Source organism: Streptomyces sp. NPDC057445, from assembly GCF_042802855.1.
Classification (GTDB): Bacteria; Actinomycetota; Actinomycetes; order Streptomycetales; family Streptomycetaceae; genus Streptomyces.
In genome coordinates, this window is sequence record NZ_JBHVDH010000001.1 from 1078157 (window position 1) to 1092360 (window position 14204).

12 protein-coding genes and 1 other RNA gene are annotated in these 14204 nt (G+C 69.5%); 2 read left to right on the forward strand and 11 right to left on the reverse strand.

Annotated elements, in window-relative coordinates:
• Nucleotides 1–76 precede the first annotated feature (76 nt).
• The 5 genes from ACFU5O_RS04760 to ACFU5O_RS04780 form a co-directional block, all read right to left on the reverse strand.
• Entirely contained in the window at nucleotides 77–1429 is a 1353-nt protein-coding gene (locus ACFU5O_RS04760) for a nitrate/nitrite transporter (RefSeq protein ID WP_384236285.1), read from the reverse strand.
• A 108-nt stretch (nucleotides 1430–1537) separates the two neighbouring features.
• Complete coding sequence (locus tag ACFU5O_RS04765) at nucleotides 1538–2758, reverse strand: acyltransferase (RefSeq protein WP_384236287.1); 1221 nt, start codon at nucleotides 2756–2758, stop codon at nucleotides 1538–1540.
• Nucleotides 2755–4938: a bifunctional polysaccharide deacetylase/glycosyltransferase family 2 protein gene (locus ACFU5O_RS04770; RefSeq protein ID WP_384236289.1), complete on the reverse strand. Its 2184-nt coding sequence runs from the start codon at nucleotides 4936–4938 to the stop codon at nucleotides 2755–2757. The genes ACFU5O_RS04765 and ACFU5O_RS04770 overlap by 4 nt, the downstream gene beginning before the upstream one ends.
• A complete protein-coding gene (locus ACFU5O_RS04775) occupies nucleotides 4939–5634 on the reverse strand; it encodes a hypothetical protein (RefSeq protein WP_384236291.1) in 696 nt (231 codons plus the stop codon). It abuts the gene before it with no gap.
• Between the two features lie 183 nt (nucleotides 5635–5817).
• A complete protein-coding gene (locus ACFU5O_RS04780) occupies nucleotides 5818–6783 on the reverse strand; it encodes a LysR family transcriptional regulator (RefSeq protein ID WP_384236294.1) in 966 nt (321 codons plus the stop codon).
• A 120-nt stretch (nucleotides 6784–6903) separates the two neighbouring features.
• Between ACFU5O_RS04780 and ACFU5O_RS04785 the strand changes: the two genes are divergently transcribed.
• Nucleotides 6904–8136, forward strand: a complete 1233-nt coding sequence (locus ACFU5O_RS04785) for an MFS transporter (protein WP_384236443.1) — start codon at nucleotides 6904–6906, stop codon at nucleotides 8134–8136.
• A 29-nt stretch (nucleotides 8137–8165) separates the two neighbouring features.
• Here ACFU5O_RS04785 and ssrA read toward each other — a convergent pair.
• From ssrA to ftsE, 5 genes are all read right to left on the reverse strand, one after another.
• Nucleotides 8166–8550, reverse strand: a transfer-messenger RNA (tmRNA) gene (ssrA, locus tag ACFU5O_RS04790).
• Nucleotides 8551–8745: 195 nt separating this feature from the next.
• Nucleotides 8746–9225, reverse strand: coding sequence for an SsrA-binding protein SmpB (smpB, locus tag ACFU5O_RS04795; protein WP_384236296.1), 480 nt, complete (start codon nucleotides 9223–9225; stop codon nucleotides 8746–8748).
• 18 nt (nucleotides 9226–9243) lie between these two features.
• The gene (locus tag ACFU5O_RS04800) at nucleotides 9244–10428 is read right to left on the reverse strand and encodes a S41 family peptidase (protein WP_384236298.1); all 1185 of its coding nucleotides are present in this window, start codon (nucleotides 10426–10428) and stop codon (nucleotides 9244–9246) included.
• A gap of 67 nt (nucleotides 10429–10495) precedes the next feature.
• The gene (gene ftsX / locus ACFU5O_RS04805) at nucleotides 10496–11413 is read right to left on the reverse strand and encodes a permease-like cell division protein FtsX (RefSeq protein WP_384236301.1); all 918 of its coding nucleotides are present in this window, start codon (nucleotides 11411–11413) and stop codon (nucleotides 10496–10498) included.
• 18 nt (nucleotides 11414–11431) lie between these two features.
• Nucleotides 11432–12121: a cell division ATP-binding protein FtsE gene (gene ftsE, locus ACFU5O_RS04810; RefSeq protein ID WP_384236303.1), complete on the reverse strand. Its 690-nt coding sequence runs from the start codon at nucleotides 12119–12121 to the stop codon at nucleotides 11432–11434.
• Nucleotides 12122–12394: 273 nt separating this feature from the next.
• Between ftsE and ACFU5O_RS04815 the strand changes: the two genes are divergently transcribed.
• On the forward strand, nucleotides 12395–12586 hold the full coding sequence (locus ACFU5O_RS04815; RefSeq protein WP_384236305.1) for a hypothetical protein: 192 nt from the start codon (nucleotides 12395–12397) through the stop codon (nucleotides 12584–12586).
• Nucleotides 12587–12695: 109 nt separating this feature from the next.
• Here the strand turns inward: ACFU5O_RS04815 and ACFU5O_RS04820 are convergent, their stop codons facing one another.
• Nucleotides 12696–13565, reverse strand: a complete 870-nt coding sequence (locus tag ACFU5O_RS04820) for a hypothetical protein (protein WP_384236307.1) — start codon at nucleotides 13563–13565, stop codon at nucleotides 12696–12698.
• Nucleotides 13566–14204 lie beyond the last annotated feature (639 nt).

Consider the following 14204-nt stretch of genomic DNA (forward strand, 5'->3'; position numbering starts at 1 on the left):
GCCTGGCAAGCGGGCGTGACAGGCTCGGTTCGGTTGCATTTCCGCGTCGTTACGAGACATACCGGTCCACGCGGCCTCACACCTCGGCGTAGCTGAGCTGGGGCTTCGCCTCCGCGGTGGCGGCCGGTGCGGGCCGGGTCGCGGGCCGGCGAAGGTATACCGCCCAGGTCACCGCGAAACACACGGCGTAGCAGACGAGGAAGGCGACGAACGCGCCCGTCCCCGAGCCCGCCGTCAGGAACGACTGCCGGAAGGCCAGGTTGATGCCGAGCCCGCCGAGCGCACCCACCGCGCCGATCAGCCCCATCGAAGCGCCCGACAGCCTGCGGCCGTACGCCTCCGCCGCCTCGCCCGTCATCCCCTTGGCCAGTGCCTTGGCCTGGAAGATGCCGGGGATCATCTTGTACGTGGAGCCGTTGCCGAGCCCGCTGAGGATGAACAGCGCGATGAAACCGACGAGGAAGACCGGCAGCGACTTCGCCACGGATGCCTGGACGACGACACCGGTGGCGCCGGCCATCGCTGCGAACGTCCACAGCGTGATCCTCGCCCCGCCGTAGCGGTCCGCGAGCGCCCCGCCGACCGGCCTGATGAGGGAGCCGAGCAGCGGCCCGATGAAGGTGAGCGAGGCGGCCTGCAGGGGCGTACGCCCGAACTGGGTCTGCAGGACGAGCCCGAAGGCGAAGCTGTAGCCGATGAAGGATCCGAACGTCCCGATGTAGAGGAACGCCATGATCCAGGTGTGGGCGTCCCTCACGGCCTCCTTCGCCGCACCGGTGTCGTTCTTCACGGGCGCGAGGTTGTCCATGAACAGCGCGGCACAGAGCGCGGCGATCGCGATGAGCGGGATGTAGACGCCGAGCACGACCTTCGGGTGCGCGGCGCCCGCCGTACCGATCACCAGCAGCCCGACGAGCTGCACCACCGGCACGCCGATGTTCCCGCCGCCCGCGTTGAGCCCGAGCGCCCAGCCCTTCTTCCGCAGCGGGAAGAAGGAGTTGATGTTGGTCATGGACGAGGCGAAGTTACCGCCGCCGACGCCGGTGAGCGCCGCGACCGCCAGGAACGTCCCGTACGACGTCCCCGGCTCCATCACCAGGTAGGCGGCGCCGGTCGGCAGCAGCAGCATCAGCGCGCTGAAGATGGTCCAGTTCCGGCCGCCGAAGCGCGCCACGGCGAAGGTGTACGGCACCCGGATGGCGGCCCCCACCAGGGTCGCCGTCGCGATCAGGAAGAACTTGCCGGCCGGGTCCACCCCGTACTCGGGCCCCATGAACAGGACCATCACCGACCACAGGGTCCAGATGGAGAACCCGATGTGCTCGGACAGTACGGAGAAGGCCAGATTCCGCCGGGCGATCCGCTCGCCCTTCTCCTTCCAGAAGGCCTCGTCCTCCGGGTCCCACCGCTCGATCCACCTGCCGGCCATGGCACGCCTCCGTTTGCTGCTTCGGGTAGTGGATCCGAAGCTAGGGAAGGCGGGTTTCAGTCCCGTGCCGTGAGGTGACCGATGTGGAACCTTGCTCTCACCCGGGGCTCAGGCCTGGTGTGAGCGCCTCTTCGTGCGCGACGCGCCGTTGGGCCACAACCGCGGTCTGCGCTTGGCCGCCACGTCCTCCAGCCACCCCACGGCGACGATCGTCAGACCGATCAGCGGCCATACGGCGATCAGCATCAGGCACGTGTAGGCCGACTCGATGTACGTCCCCAGGTGTTCGTCGACGAACGGGATCTCCCACGACAGGTCGATGATCGGAATCGTCGCCATGATCAGCAGGTTGTGCCAGAGGTAGATCGTCACGGCACGGTTGTTGGCGAGGGTGACCAGGCTGTCGAGACGGGCGAGCTTCCCGGGCAGCTGCTGCCAGGACGGCGAGTACGTCAGGAGGATCACGCAGAATCCGAACGACCAGGTCGCCTGGGCGAGCGGGATGTCGTTGAGGTCCCACCCGTCGGCGGTCAGATGCCCGGAGGCCCACCACAGACCGAAGGCCATGATCAGCGCGGACGCGGACACCGTCATATAGCGCGGGACCTTTTCGAACATGCCCTCCTGGTGGGCGAAGCCGAGTACCCAGCAGGAGCCGTAGCAAGCGAAGTCGGTGATCGCGTTTCCGGTCTCGCCGGGAATCGTGATGAGCCCGGAGCCGACGACGGCGGTGAGTCCGAGCGGCGCGATGAGCGTCGCCCACGGCATTCTGCGGAACGCCCACAGCAGCAGAGGCGAGGCGATCACGAACCAGAGGTATGCGCGGATGTACCAGAGCGGGCCCACGGCCTGCACCGCCCAGGTGTTCTCCAGCAGTCCCGCGTTGTCACCGCTCTCCCAGGGGAACGGCGGTGCACCGACAGGGACGATGTACCAGGCCAGCTTGATGAACCACCAGATGCCCTCTTCCTTCACCGGCTTCCAGCCGAAGTAGAGGATCACCGGCAGAACGACCGCCGAGAACGCCCACATCGGCGGCAGCAGTCGCCGGACACGTCCCCGGATCACACTCCACGCGGGCCGCGCGAGCGAGCGTGCCATCAGCGATCCCGCCAGCGCGAACATCACGCCCATGGAGGGGAAGAGGACCGTCAGCCAGGCCCATCCGAAGATGTGGTACACGACGACGCGGACCAGGGCGACGGCACGCAGAAGGTCGAGATAGCGGTCACGGCCGGGCCGTTTCTGTGCGGCCGCCGGGGCAGCCTCGGCCCGGTGCCGGGCCCTGGCTTGGGGCACACCGCCCATGTCGAGGGAATGGGTGGTCATGCGACAGGCCTCCGGTCCTCACTGCTCTGCCGCTGGCTCGGTATCGAACCCGGCGCCTCCACCACACCGGTACGGCGGAGCTTCTGCCAGCGAAGCCGGCCGCCGGTGAGTGCGGTTATCCAGGACTGCAGCAGCACCACGTACATGAGCTGCCGGTAGAGAATCTGCTGGAGGGGCAGCGAGATCAGATGCACCATGCGCTCGTTGTCGAGCCGGAACGCATAGGCGGCGCAGACGGCCTGGACGGCCAGGACGCCGAGCCAGGCCACGACGGTCTTCTCGGTGGGGCCGAAGACCAGTCCGTACAGCAGGAACACATCGATGAGCGGCGCGAGCAGCGGGAAGAGCACCATGAAGAGCGAGACCAGGGGGAGGCCGACGCGGCCGAACCGGCCGGACGGACCGCTCTCGATCACGGCCCTGCGGTGCTTCCAGATGGCTTGCATGGTGCCGTACGACCAGCGGTAGCGCTGGGACCACAACTGCTGAACGGACTCCGGGGCCTCGGTCCAGGCGCGTGCCCGCTCGGCGTAGACGACCCGCCAACCGTCGCGGTGCATCGCCATCGTGACGTCGGTGTCCTCGGCAAGGGTGTCCTCGCTCATGCCGCCGACCCGTTCCAGGGCCTCCCGGCGGAAGGCACCGACCGCGCCCGGGATGGTGGGCATACAGCCCAGCATGTCGTACATCCGCCGGTCCAGGTTGAAGCCCATCACGTACTCGATGTGCTGCCAGGCACCGATGAGGGAGTCGCGGTTGCCGACCTTGGCGTTGCCCGCGACCGCGCCGACGCGCGGGTCTCCGAAGGGCTGGACCAGCTCACGCACGGTGGGCGGCTCGAAGACGGTGTCGCCGTCCATCATCACGATGATGTCGTGGCGGGCGTTGCGGATGCCGTTGTTGAGGGCTTCGGGCTTTCCGGAGTTGACCTGACGCACCACCCGTACGTTCGGCAGCCACATCGCATCGACGATGTCCGCGGTGCCGTCCGTCGAGCCGTCGTCGATGACGATCACCTCGATGGGGTGGTCGCTGGCCATGAGCGAGCGCACCGTGTTCTCGATGCACTCCTTCTCGTTGTACGCGGGGACCAGCACCGTCACCGGTTCCGTGACGGCCGGGCCCCAGCGGAAGCGGCGGCGGCGCACCTTGCGGGCGTGCCCGAAGGACAGCACCAGCATCAGCCCGAAGCGGGCGATGACGAGCACGCCGATCGCGGCGAGGCCGACGGTCAGGGCGCCGGTGGTCTCCTCGGAGACGGCGACGGCCGCGACCCAGGCCTTGCCCTTCCACAGCTCCGGTCCCGTGACCCGGGTGTGGGCGCTCGGCGCACCGAGCGCCTCGGTCAGATTGGCGAACTCGTAGCCCCGCTGCTGCATCTCGGGCAGGAAGCGGTCCAGCGCGGCGACGGTCTGGGAGCGGTCACCACCGGAGTCGTGCATCAGCACGATGGAGCCCTCGGTGCCCTTCGGCGTCGCGCGCTTGACGATCGCCTCGACGCCGGGGCGCTTCCAGTCCTCGCTGTCCGTGTTGTTGAACGCGGTGATGTACCCACGGCTGCCGATGTACTGCGTCACCGGCCATGACTCGTTGTCCAGGGCGGCGGAGAACGACGAGTACGGCGGCCGGAAAAGGGAGGTCCGGATGCCGGCGGCGCCGGCGATCGCCAGCTGGTTCTGCGAGAGCTCCCAGTCGATGCGGCGCTGCGTCTGGAACGACAGGTCCGGGTGGTTGAAGGTGTGCAACCCGATCTCGTGGCCCTCCGCGACGATCCGCTCCACCAGTTCCGGGTGGCGGGAGGCCATGGTGCCGGTCACGAAGAAGACGGCGTGCGCGTCGAATTCCTTCAGCTTGTCGAGGACCTTCGGTGTCCAGGCGGGGTCCGGACCGTCGTCGAAGGTCAGCACCAGCGTCTTGTCGGGGACGCTCATGGCCTTGGGCGTGATGCCGCCGCGCGCGTCGATGACCGGGCCGCCCTTGAGGATGTTCTCGGGGACCTGATCGCTGTCGGCCGGGGGCCGCACACGGTGGTCGGCGAGGATCTCGCTGTGGACGTAGCCGCGCAGCATCAGCATCGCGAGCAGGGCGACGAGGAACAGCAGGGGCAGCAGATAGCGCATGGGCAGCCTGCGGCGAACGACCCGCGCGGTAGGACGGGCTCGCCTGGCGGAGGTTCTCATCTACTGTGCGCCTTCCGCGGCCTGCTGGCCGCCTTCGCCCGCCGCTGGATCGGTGGGCGGCTCTTCCGTCGGTGTTGTCGCGGTGTCCGTGGGGTCCGGGGATGCCGGCGGGGGCTCCTGCCCGCCGGGACCGCCGCCCGGAGGCACGGGCACGGAGGGGCCCGGGTCGGGCAGGCCGCCCTCGGCACCGCCGTCGGCGCCCGCGTCGGGGCCGCCGTCGCTGGGCCCCGTGCTGGGGCCGGGGGCGGCCGGCGCGCTCGGCCGGCCGCTGGTGCGCGGACCGCCGGAGGTGCCATCCGGCTGCTGCGGGATGACGGCACCGGTGGAGTCGGTGGGTGCGGGGGCGCCGGGCGTGCCTCCCGGGGCGACCGGATCGGCGGGCGAGTCGGTGGCGGCCGGCTGCTCCTGCACCGTGCTGGTGTTCTTCTCGTCCTCGGGGCCCGGTATCAGCAGCCAGGGCGCCTTCGAATTGCCGCCGGCGAGGGCGACGACGAGGGTGATGGCGTAGCAGGCGCAGGCGATGGCCAGGACCCACCCGACACGGCGCAGCTTCTTGCTCCGCCGGCCGCTCGCGTCGACGAACACCGGTCCGTCGGAGCTGTCCTGGGGAGTCGGCCCGTCCCGGAGTTCCGAGAGCTGTCGTCCCAGTCCATCGAGCTGGACGGTGACCTCGTTGGGCTCATGCGTACGCCCCAAACGGGCGTCTTCTCGCCAATTTTCCACTGCTGTACGCACATCCCCCACTGAACGGAATCGGGTGCGCACACGACGTGGCCGGATCTGTCGCCGGACACGGGCCCCCACCCTGTCCTGGCGCTCCTACCGCATTGCACCCGGGTCATGAATGTAGCGCACCGCGCTGACACTTGGGTCTCTGTGTCAGTTGTTGTCCGGCATAAGAGACCGGTCACGGTCCGGGAGCCAGCTGTCAGGGGGCATTTCCAGCCATCCCTCCTCGGCGGCGAGCCGGGTGGCGGCCGCCCGGAGGGCATCCAGGCCGGGATGCCTCAGTCCACGCCGCCAGACCAGCGAAAGCGGCGACAGCGGCACCGGCGCGACGAGCGGCAGCAGCACGGTGTCCGGCATGGGTGGGAACTCGACGACGGCGAGCACCGGGTGGCGGTATCTCGCCATCACCCGCCGGAACTCTTCTCTGCCGAGCGCGACGGGCGCGGGCGCGGAGATCTTGATACCGCGCCCCTCGAACAGCCGCCGTGCGAGGTCGGTCCACTCCAGGGTCTTCGGATTGCCCGCCCCGGCGTAGACGTACTCGCCGGCGAGCGCGTCCAGCTCCACCTCGTCGCGTCCCGCCAGCGGGTGGTCCGCGGGCAGCAGTACGGCCATCGGCTCGAACCGTACGGGCTGGTGCTCGAGCACCGCACGGACGGACGGATCGAGTCCGGCGAACCGGCCGAACGACACGTCGAGCCGGCCGGCGACGATCTCCGCGGCCGCGCCGGTCAGCCCGCTCTCGAAGCGGGCCATCAGCTCGCTGCCGGGGGCGAGTTCCCGGGCCCGGGCAAGCACCCGCCCCGAGACCATGCCCTCGCTGTTGAGGTCGACGAGCAGCGGCCGGTCGGCGTCGTCGAAGGCGGCCGCCAGCTCGTCATGGGCGGCAAGGACCCGGCGCGCGTACGGCAGCAGCCGGTCTCCGTCGGCCGTGAGCGTCACCTGCCGGGTGGTCCGCACGAACAGCTCGGCGCCCAACTCGCGCTCCAGCCGCCGGATGTCACGGCTGAGCGCCTGCTGGGCGACGTACAGCCGGGCGGCGGCACGGGTGAAGTGCAGCTCGCCCGCGACGGCGACGAAGGCGCGCAGCAGCCGGGGCTCGATGTCCTGGGGCATGCCGCCGAATTTACAACAAGGGTGCGTCAATGGACTCCGAACAGGTGTTGGACCCACAAGGGCGTCCCCGGCGAGCCTTGATCCATGCCTGACAAGACCGCCCGCAGCAACCCACAGAGGATGACCACGGCAGGAGGGACGCTGGTCCTCGCCCCGCCCTTCCAGGAGCCGGGCCGCCAGCGCCCGCCGGGCCCGTACACTCGTCTCTTCCGCACCCCGGGAGCCCGCGCCTTCACCGTCGGCAACCTCATCGCCCGCCTCCCCATGGGGATGTTCGCGGTGAGCGCCGTGATCATGATCGCGGGGGCGCGGGGGTCGTACGCGCTCGCCGGAGCCGTCACCGCGACCGGGCTCGCCGCGACCGCCGTCGTCGCCCCGTGGACGGCCCGGCAGGTCGACCGTTACGGCCAGGCGAGGGTCGCCGTTCCCGCCACCGCGCTCGCCGTGCTGGGCGAGGTCGCCCTGCTGCTGTGCGTACGGTACGACGCCCCCGACTGGACGCTCTTCGCGTCGTACGCCGCGACCGCCACCATGCCCAACACGGGCGGGATGTCCCGGGCCCGCTGGGCCCACATCTTCAAGGAGGCCACGCCCGGGAACGCGGCTGCCCTGCACACCGCGAACTCCTTCGAGCAGGCCGCGGACGAGCTGTGCTTCATGCTCGGCCCGGTGCTCGCGGCCTTTCTCTGCTCGGCACTGTTCCCGGAAGCCGGCACGCTCGTCGGAGCCGTGCTCCTGCTCACCGGCGTGCTGGTGTTCGCGGCTCAGCGCGCCACGGAGCCGCCGGTCGCGCCCCGCACCCTCGCGGGCTCGCCCCTCCGCGTCCCCGGGATGGCCCCGATGCTCGCGGTCTTCCTCGCGACCGGGGCGGTGTTCGGGTCCATGGAGGTGGTCACGATCGCGTTCGCCGACGGCCCGGCGGCGGGACCGGTGCTGGGCCTGCAGGCCGCCGGGTCGTGCGTGGCGGGACTGGCGTACGGCAGGGCCCGCCGCAGCGCCGGCCTGGTCGCGTGCCTCGCGGCGATGACGGCCCTGATGACCCTGCCGCTGCTCGCGGCGACCACATCCGGCTCGCTGCTCGCCCTCGCCGGTGCGCTGCTGGTGGCCGGGATGGCGACGGCTCCGACGATGGTGACCGGGATGGGCGTGATCCAGCGCCTCACCCCCGCGGCCCGGCTGAACGAGGGCATGACCCTCGCCGTCACCGCACTGCTCGGCGGTGTCGCGGCGGGCTCGGCGACGGGCGGATGGACCGTGGAGCACGCGGGCGCCGCCTACGGCTACGGGATCCCGGTCGTCGCGGCGGGCATCGCGCTGGCGCTGGCAGGCATGACGAAGGCCCGGCTGCCGTGACGGCTGCCGGGCCTTTGCCCACATGGGATGAGTGGAGATGGCGGGAATCGAACCCGCGTCCAACGGTGCAGAATCAGGGCTTCTCCGAGCGCAGTTCGCTGCGATTTTCTCGGCCCCGGAGATCACGCGAACAAGTCTCCGACGGGCTCAGTCACTGTTTGATTTCCCTCTAGGCCCCGTGACCGGGCTTAGAGGTTTAGTCCCCTAGCTGATGCCAGGATCCGGGTCGGGAACAGCCCCGGGCTGACACCCGAAGGCCTTCGCTAGCTGCTAATTAGGCAGCGAGCGCGAAGGCGCGGGAATCGCTCTTGGAAGTGGCGATTATTGGTTGCGACATATGGTTTACGAGATCATTGCCGCTTCCTCGGCTCGCTTCCCCTGCTTCGACATCCGCTGTCGAAACCGATCATCCCCATGTTGATTTTTCAATCCCTGCCCCGCTGTGCGCGACAGAGTGGCTTGCCCCCGCTGTGAGGGGCAGGTGCCATCGTACGTGACCAACGCAGGACGTCGCCAGCGTATTCCCGCGGCCCTCCGGGGTGTCCCAGGGGCGATGCGGGCGGCACGGCAGGCTGCCCCGGGGCGGAACGGGCCGCCTCGCGGTCCCGGTCAGGCCCGCTGGCGCCGGCGCGCCGCCGAGATCACCCGGTCCGTCTCACGCCGGTCCTGCTTCTCCCGGAGCGTCTGCCGCTTGTCGTACTCCTTCTTGCCCTTGGCGAGCGCGATCTCGACCTTCGCCCGCCCGTCCTTGAAGTACAGGGCGAGGGGCACGATCGTGTGACCCGTCTCCTGGGACTTGGACTCCAGCTTGTCGATCTCGGCCCGGTGCATCAGCAGCTTGCGCTTGCGCCGGGCGCTGTGGTTGGTCCAGGTGCCCTGGCTGTACTCCGGCACGTGCACGTTGTGCAGCCACGCCTCGTGGTCGTCGATCTGGACGAAGCCGTCCACCAGCGAGGCCCGCCCCTGGCGCAGCGACTTCACCTCGGTACCCATCAGCACGAGACCGCACTCGTAGGTGTCGAGGATGTGGTAGTCGTGCCGCGCCTTCTTGTTCTGCGCGATCAGCTTGCGCCCTTTTTCCTTTGCCATAGTGCGGTCATTTTCGCACTACGACCCGGTCCCGAGGCCACTCAATACTGTCCGGGCCCGCTCCTCGGCCCCCTCACCGACCGTGAGGTCCGGGGTGATGCCCTTTCCGTCGAGGTCACGACCGGCCGGAGTCCGGTAGTGCCCGACGGTCAGCTCGGCCACCGAGCCGTCGGGCAGCTTCTCCGGCATCTGCACCGACCCCTTCCCGAAGGTGCGCGAACCCACCGTGACCGCCCGGCCCCGGTCCTGGAGCGCCCCCGTGACCAGCTCCGCCGCACTCATCGTGCCGCCGTCGACGAGGGCCACGACCGGCCGCTCGGTGTCGCCGCCGGAGCCGGCGTAGAGAGCCTTCTGCTCGCCGTGCACGTCGTACGTGGCGACCAGGCCGCCGTCCAGGAAGGCGGAGGCGGCCGTGACGGCCTCCGAGAGCAGGCCGCCGCCGTTGCCCCGCAGATCGAGCAGGACACCGGCGCCCGCGGGGGCATCCCGCACGGCATCCCGCACCCGCTTGCCCGTGCCCTTGGTGAAGGACGCGACCTTGATCATCACAGCGTCGCCGTCGAGCCGTTGGACCGTGACGGCCTCGGTGGCGAGCCGGGCCCTGCGCAGCGTCTCGGTCCAGGAACGGTCGCCGCGCTGGAGGCCGAGAACGACGGACGAACCGGCCCCGGCGTTCCTGCCGTCACCGCTGCCGTCACCGCGCAGCAGCGCGACCACCTGGCTGACCGGGCGCCGGTCTATGGGCTTCCCGTCGACCGTCCGCAGCTGGTCGCCCGCCCGGATCCCGGCCCGCTCTGCGGGGCCACCGCGCTGCACCCGGGAGACCTCGACCCGGCCACCGGCGCCGCGCCTCGCCCACAGGCCGACGCCGGTGTAGGCGCCGTCGAGGGCCTGCTCGAACTCCTCGTACTCCCCCTTGTCGTACACCGCGCCCCAGCGGTCGCCGCTGCGGCTGACGACCTCCTCTGCCGCATCTGCCCCGGACTTCCCGTCGGCCATGGCCTCGGCGGCGGCTCGGGCGAGTTCGTCCCGGTCGACCGTCGAGGCGGCGGCGTGCGCCGCGGGCAGTTCGGCCGGCTTCGCGCCGCCTCGGGGCAGCAGATCCGTGGCCGACGCGGTGGCGAGCACGCTCGCGAACACCAGTGTCAGGGCCGCCCCGCGGCGGAAACCACGGGGCATCGAGGGTGATTCGGGGCCCGGCATGGCGCCCACTCTAGGACAAGCGAAAGGCGCCGTACGGTGGTTGACCGTACGACGCCAGGGGCGCTTGTCACACCTTGAGGTACTTGCGCAACGCGATGAAAGCGGCAACGGCGGGCATCAGCAGGCCGATCGCCAGCACCAGCGGAAGCTTGGTGATCACGGCGTCCCAGCCGATGAAGTTGACGAGTTGCATCTTCTCGGAGAGCGCCAGGCCGTTGTCGATCAGGAAGTACCGGCCGACCAGCAGCAGGACGCAGGCGACCGCGCCGCCCAGCAGCCCCGCGAAGGCGGCCTCCATGATGAACGGCATCTGGATGTAGAAGCTGGACGCGCCGACGAGCCGCATGATCCCGGTCTCACGCCTGCGGCTGAACGCCGAAACACGCACGGTGTTGACGATCAGCATCAACGCGATGATCAGCATCAGGCCCATGACGAACAGCGCGGCGATGTTCATGCCGTTCATCAGGTCGAACAGGTTCTGCAGGATGTTGCGCTGGTCCTGGACGGACTGCACGCCGTCCCGGCCCGCGAAGGCGGTGGCCACCACCTGGTACTTCTCCGGGTCCTTGAGCTTGACCCGGAACGACTCCTGCATCTGGTCCGGTGTGATCGTCGCGGCGATCGGGGTGTCGCCGTACTGCTCCCGGTAGTGCTTGTAGGCCTCGTCGGCCGTCTCGTGGTGGATCTCGTCGACGATGTCCATCTTGTCGAGATCGGTCTCGATCTGCTCCTTCTGCTGGGCGGTCACCGCGCCCTTGGAGCACTTCTCGTCGCTCTCCGCATCGTTCTTGTTGCAGAGGAAGATGGAGACGTTGACCTTGTCGTACCAGAAGTCCTTCATGGTGCTGACCTGCTCACGCATGAGCAGCGCACCGCCGAAGAGGGCGAGCGACAGGGCCACGGAGACGATCACCGCGAAGGTCATCGTGAGATTGCGGCGGAGACCGACGCCGATCTCCGACAGTACGAACTGGGCACGCATGGCGAGTCGTTCAGCCTTTCAGTGCTGGTAGCCGTAGACGCCGCGCGCCTGGTCGCGTACGAGCCGGCCCTGGTCGAGCTCGATGACGCGCTTGCGCATCTGGTCGACGATGTTCTGGTCGTGGGTCGCCATCACCACTGTGGTGCCGGTCCTGTTGATCCGGTCCAGCAGCTTCATGATGCCGACGGAGGTCTGCGGGTCGAGGTTGCCGGTCGGCTCGTCCGCGATCAGCAGCATCGGGCGGTTCACGAACGCCCGGGCGATGGCCACGCGCTGCTGCTCACCACCGGAGAGCTCTCCGGGCATCCGGTCCTCCTTGCCGCCGAGACCGACGAGGTCGAGAACCTGGGGGACGGCCTTGCGGATCTCGCCGCGCGGCTTGCCGATGACCTCCTGCGCGAACGCCACGTTCTCCGCGACGGTCTTGTTGGGCAGCAGGCGGAAGTCCTGGAAGACCGTGCCGAGCTGGCGGCGCATGTGCGGCACCTTCCAGTTCGACAGGCGCGCGAGGTCCTTGCCCAGAACATGCACCATCCCGTGGCTGGCACGCTCCTCGCGGAGGAGCAGCCGCAGAAAGGTCGACTTGCCGGAACCGGACGAGCCCACGAGGAAGACGAACTCTCCCCTCTCGACCTCCAGGGAGACGTCGCGCAGGGCGGGGCGGTTCTGCTTGGGATAGGTCTTGGAGACGTTGTCGAATCGGATCACGGGTGCACCACGGTCAGCCGGGAGTAGGTGTGCGTGACCTTACGCGACTGGGCGCGGCGCGTGCAGTCGCCGCCCGGCGTTGCGGCATTTGTCCGGTTGGGGAGCCGGTCGGAACCGGAGTAATCCGGCGGGGCGCGCCGAAACGCACGGGAGCTGGCACAGTGGTAGGGGGAACGGAAGCGTTTCCCCGAGCGTTGACGCGGAGAAGACACGCCGAGAAACGCGGAGAAAACGGCTCGGCAGGCGAGTCCCCGCGCGGGAGGAGGAGAGCGCATGACCTATGACCGACTGGTGTGCGCCAACTGCGCGGCACCCGTCAGCGAGGGCCGCTGCCCCGTCTGCCGCGCCAACCGGGAGCGCCTCCAGCAGGAGGGCCCGCTGGCCGGCCTGAGCCCCGCCGCGCTGCTGACGCTGCTGGTGGTCCTGGTGGCCGCGGTGGCACTGCTGGCACACCAGACCGTATAGGTCCCCCGCACGGACACAGGCAAGGGCCCGAGGTGCTGAGAAGCACCTCGGGCCCTTGTTACGTGCGGTTACTGCTGATCACGTAGCGCTACAGCGGCTGTCGCGAAACTCAGACAGCGGTACGCCCGCCACCGACGAGACGCGGCAGCATCCGGAAGCCGATACCACCGGCGATCATCGTCGCCGCGCCGACCAGCAGGAACGTGGTCTCGCCGGCACCGGTCTCCGCCAGCTCCTCCTTGGCCTCACCCTGCTCGACCGGCTGGGAGCCGGCGTTGTCCGTGTCCGTGTTGTCGGCGCACTCGGCCCCGTCGAGGTCCACGGTGCAGGTACCGGCGCCACCGTCGGTGCCGCCGTTACCGCCGGTGGCGGCGGAGCCGCCCTGGTCGCCACCGCCGGTGGCGTTGCCGCCGGAGTTGCCGTTACCGCCGTTGGCGTTGCCACCAGCGTTGCCGTTACCGCCGGAGTTGCCGTTACCGCCGGAGTTGCCGTTACCCCCGGAGTTGCCGTTACCCCCGGAGTTGCCGTTACCGCCGGAGTTGCCGTTACCGCCGTTGGTGGTGCCACCGTCGGTCGTGGTCCCACCATCGGTCGTGGTGCCACCGTCAGTGGTGGTGCCACCGTCGGTCGTGGTCCCACCATCGGTCGTGGTGCCACCGTCAGTGGTGGTGCCACCGTCGGTCGTGGTCCCACCGTCAGTGGTGGTGCCACCGTCGGTCGTGGTCCCACCGTCGGTCTGGCCCAGGATGGTGCTGCCACCCTGGTCGCCACCACTGTTGTCGCCGCCCTCGTCGTCGTTGCCGACGCCGAGACCGACCTCGAGGCCCTCCTTGGAGACCCCGGCCTCGGCCTTGACGCCCACGACGTCCACGCCGATGCCGACAGCCTGAGCGGCGCCCGCGGCGGTCAGGGACGCGCCGGCGGCGATCACCGCACCAGCGGCTATCCGTGCCACACGGACCCGCGTGTTCTTGGTCATCTGGCTGCTACCCCCAGTAGCTATATGTCATTGATGCAGCGTCATGAGGCAGAGGCCGCTGGGGGTCAACTTTCGTCTCCCCCGCCCACACGCGCCCCAGAAATACGCATGCCGCGCGTCAGCCTTCCCACTTTTCACGGACACGTCAAGGTCGTTGCGCGTGCGATGCCCGGAATAAGGGGAGTTGACCAGCGTGCGGGCGTGTAAGTGTGACGTAGTCCCGGAATCGAGCCTCCATCAGGACCAGTTGCCTTGTCGACAAAGCCGGCCGAGGCCCCCACCTCCGCTTGCGCACGCGAATCCGGGCTCACGGGCCGTTCCCTGCGGATACAGGTCGGCACGTCTCATTTCCCGCACAAGGCCTGCTCGTTGCTCTGCTCCCGGGCCATGACTCGCCCGCGTCGGTCACGTACTCCCCGTCACACAGCCTGCCGTCGGCAGCTCGCCCTCGGCCGGGTGCGGGTGGTCCTCCTTCAGAGAGCCCACAGGGTCGTGAAGCCGTCACCGTCGACTCCGCAAGGGCGCGCGCGGCCCGCGCGACGGTCCGGTACGACAGTGGCGCCGGGCCCTGTCGAGGGCCCGGCGCCCCATTGGGTACGGGTGGTGCTAAATCTACAGGGGCGTTGGGCCCCCGCTTTC